At 69.1% G+C, this 2778-nt stretch carries 6 protein-coding genes; 3 read left to right on the top strand and 3 right to left on the bottom strand.

Features of this window, described 5'->3' with window-relative positions:
* Both FXN61_RS48620 and FXN61_RS48615 read right to left on the bottom strand, forming a co-directional pair.
* On the bottom strand, positions 1 to 177 hold a 177-nt coding region (locus tag FXN61_RS48620; protein WP_188136299.1), incomplete at its 3' end, for a VOC family protein.
* A gap of 3 nt (positions 178 to 180) precedes the next feature.
* Positions 181 to 891, bottom strand: coding sequence for an arsenate reductase/protein-tyrosine-phosphatase family protein (locus FXN61_RS48615; RefSeq protein WP_167980523.1), 711 nt, complete (start codon positions 889 to 891; stop codon positions 181 to 183).
* A 91-nt stretch (positions 892 to 982) separates the two neighbouring features.
* On the opposite strand from FXN61_RS48615, the gene FXN61_RS48610 reads away from it, so the two are divergent.
* Genes FXN61_RS48610 through FXN61_RS48600 form a run of 3 tightly spaced genes read left to right on the top strand, consistent with a single transcriptional unit; the run spans position 983 to position 2291 of the window.
* Positions 983 to 1609 (top strand): class I SAM-dependent methyltransferase, encoded by a 627-nt coding sequence (locus FXN61_RS48610; RefSeq protein ID WP_167980522.1) that lies wholly within the window; start codon positions 983 to 985, stop codon positions 1607 to 1609.
* A gap of 15 nt (positions 1610 to 1624) precedes the next feature.
* Positions 1625 to 1795: a helix-turn-helix domain-containing protein gene (locus FXN61_RS48605; protein WP_167980521.1), complete on the top strand. Its 171-nt coding sequence runs from the start codon at positions 1625 to 1627 to the stop codon at positions 1793 to 1795.
* A gap of 55 nt (positions 1796 to 1850) precedes the next feature.
* Positions 1851 to 2291 (top strand): GNAT family N-acetyltransferase, encoded by a 441-nt coding sequence (locus tag FXN61_RS48600; protein ID WP_312878583.1) that lies wholly within the window; start codon positions 1851 to 1853, stop codon positions 2289 to 2291.
* 6 nt (positions 2292 to 2297) lie between these two features.
* Here FXN61_RS48600 and FXN61_RS48595 read toward each other — a convergent pair.
* On the bottom strand, positions 2298 to 2778 hold a 481-nt coding region (locus FXN61_RS48595), incomplete at its 5' end, for an anti-sigma factor (protein ID WP_167980520.1).

The following is a 2778-nucleotide window of genomic DNA, read 5'->3' as shown; positions in this document are numbered from 1 at the left end:
CGCGGGCGCGGAGCTGGCCGGTCCGGACAGCAGCAGGCGAAGCGGGCCGCGGACCACGTCGGCGAACGCCGGTGCGGCGTCGGTGTGCACGGTGAATCCGAAGTGGACGGTGTAGAAGTCGACGGCTGCCTGGACGTCGTCGACGAGGTAACGGACGCTGGCGAGTTGGTCGGTCATCGTTCACCCCTTCTGACGGGCTGCCGTGGCGAGCACGGGCAGCAGATGGCGGATGCGGGTGTCGATCTCGTTGGCGGTGCTCACGAACTCGGGGTAGCCGACGGGTTCCGGAATGCTCCAGTGGATCCGCCGGTGCTCGTCCTCGAACTCGGGGCAGACCTCGCGGACCTTGTCGCACAAGGTGATCACGTAGTCGTACCGGTCGGCCGTGAAGTGGCGAGGGCGCCGGCCGGTGATGTCGATGCCGAACTCCTCGCGCAACACCCTGATCGTGTGCGGATGGGTCTCGGGTTTCGGGTGGCTGCCCGCGCTCGTGGCCTCGATCCCGTGGCGGCGCAGCAGGGCCTCGGCGATCGGCGAACGCGCGCTGTTGCCCGTGCAGGCGAAAAGCACGCGGACTCCGTTGAGGGGCAACTCCGCCGGGCGTGACTCGAACCGCAACGCGGGATGCAGTGCCGCCCCTGCACCGGTCAGCAACGTGCCGCAGCGGTCGAGGTCGAGGTGGTAGTAGCTGTCGCGGCCGTCGAACGTGCTGCGCCGCGAGGTCACCAGCCCGCTGTCGCGCAGCAGTCGCAGGTGGTAGGAGACCAGGTTCTGCGGCTCGCTCACGCGTTCGGTCAGCTCGCGCACCCGGTGGTCGCTGCCGGCCAGTTCGGTCAGCAGCTGCCAGCGCAGCGGATGGGCGGCCATCCGCACGAACTCCGGGGCGACCATGCTCCCGACAATACATCAAATCAGTTTGACGCACATCCCGGTGCGTGGCGGGGCATCATCGACCCTGACCGCAACCCGAAGGGGCGACGCCATGAGCAAGAGGCTCACCACCGAAGGCCTCCGCGAGATCTGGGACCGCTACGCGCCGCGCTACGACCGCGACATCGGCTTCTTCGAACGCAGGCTGTTCGGCGGCGGCCGTGACTGGGTGTGCGAGCAGGCCACCGGCAACGTCCTCGAGGTCGCCATCGGCACCGGCCGCAACCTCCCGCACTACCCGGCGGGAGTCACGCTCACCGGCCTGGACCTCAGCCCCGCGATGCTCGCGATCGCGCGCACCCGTGCCGCCGAGCTCCAGCGTCCGATCGACCTGCGTGAGGGAGACGCGCAGGCGCTGCCGTTCCCCGACGCCTCGTTCGACACGGTGGTGTGCACGCTGGGCCTGTGCGGCGTCCCGGACGAGCGCAAGGCGATCGCGGAGATGCATCGGGTGCTGCGACCAGGCGGGAAGTTGCTGCTGCTCGACCACATCGGCAGCCATCACCGCGTCCTCCACTTCGGACAGTCCCTGCTCGAGAAGCTGAGCGTCCGCATGTGCGGCGACTACCAGACACGGCGCCCGCTTCCGCTGGTCGAGCAGGCCGGATTCACCGTGCAGCGCAAGGAACGTCTCAAGCTCGGAACCGTCGAACGGCTCGCGGCCGTCAAGAGCCGGTGAAGACCAGGCAAGCTCATGGCGCAAGGCCTGACCAGCAGCGGTATCGCGAAACGGCTCCACCTCAGCGAACGCACGGTCGAGGCACATGTGCGGCACCTGTTCACGAAGCTCGACCTGCCGTCGGACGTCGACGGGCACCGCCGGGTGCTGGCCGTGCTCGCCCATCTGTCCGAAGTGGCCTCTTGATATGCGGGTGAACTGGGCCTTCTGAGAGTCCACTTGATAGGCGAACATCATCGGCGTGACCACTCAAAACGTCATCAACGTCGCTGAGCTGCATGGCGAGGACACCGCGCTGGCCTACGACGCGCTCCGTGAGCTCCGCCCGCACCTCACGTCCGTTGAGGAGTTCGTCGAGCTCGTGCGCACCCAGCGAAGGGAGGGTTACCGGCTCGTCGCCTCCTTCGACGCGTCCGGTCAGGTCGCCGCAGTGGCGGGATTCCGGCACATGACGAATCTCTACGCCGGCCCGCACCTCTACATCGACGACCTGAGCACGCTCCCGTCAGCCAGGAAGCAGGGCCACGCCGGCGCTCTGCTGCGCTGGGTCGACGAGGAAGCCCGCCGTCTCGGCTGCGCGTCGGTCCACCTCGACTCCGGAACGCAGCGGCACGACGCACACCGGCTCTACATGACCTCCGGCTACGTCATCCCCGCGCACCACTTCGCCAAGTCCCTCTGACAGCCGTCAGGCGAGCGTGATCACCACCACGGGCTCGGTGGTCGGACTCGGGGAACCGCCCTGTGGCTCAACGGTGAGCGCGACCTTCTGCGCACCGGACACTCCGCCCGCCAGGAGCGGCGTGGAAGGGGAGGTGAGCAGTCCGGCGGGGTGGGGGCCGTCGGCGTCGATCAGCCACAGCTGGTAGACCCGGTCGCCGGGAGGTGCCGGCAGATCGCGGCTGAGGAACAGCAGTTCGTCGCGGCTGGCCGACACGACAGCGGTGCCGGTCGCGCCGTTCGTCCCGGTGGCGCTGACGAGCCTGGCGTCCGGTGTGGACAGCAGGTCGGAGAACCGGCCGTACTGGCTGGAGAGCCGGTCGAGCTGGTCCCGGTCCGACTGCGTGTTCTGCACCGCCACGAAGGTCACGGCGACCAGGCACGCCGCGGCGAGCAGCCCGCCCGCGCGGCCCCACCCGCGAGCGCGGGGGACGCGTGCGGTGTACGGG

The organism is Lentzea indica (genome assembly GCF_012184385.1).
Taxonomy (GTDB): domain Bacteria; phylum Actinomycetota; class Actinomycetes; order Mycobacteriales; family Pseudonocardiaceae; genus Lentzea; species Lentzea indica.
Note: the sequence above shows the minus strand (reverse complement) of the source record. Positions and strands in the feature narration are given on the sequence as shown.

Bases quoted from the DNA above. Each gene is read 5' to 3' on its own strand.
- FXN61_RS48615 (WP_167980523.1), bottom strand. From the start codon at position 891: ATGGTCGCCCCGGAGTTCGTGCGGATGGCCGCCCATCCGCTGCGCTGG.
- FXN61_RS48610 (WP_167980522.1), top strand. From the start codon at position 983: ATGAGCAAGAGGCTCACCACCGAAGGCCTCCGCGAGATCTGGGACCGC.
- FXN61_RS48605 (WP_167980521.1), top strand. From the start codon at position 1,625: ATGGCGCAAGGCCTGACCAGCAGCGGTATCGCGAAACGGCTCCACCTC.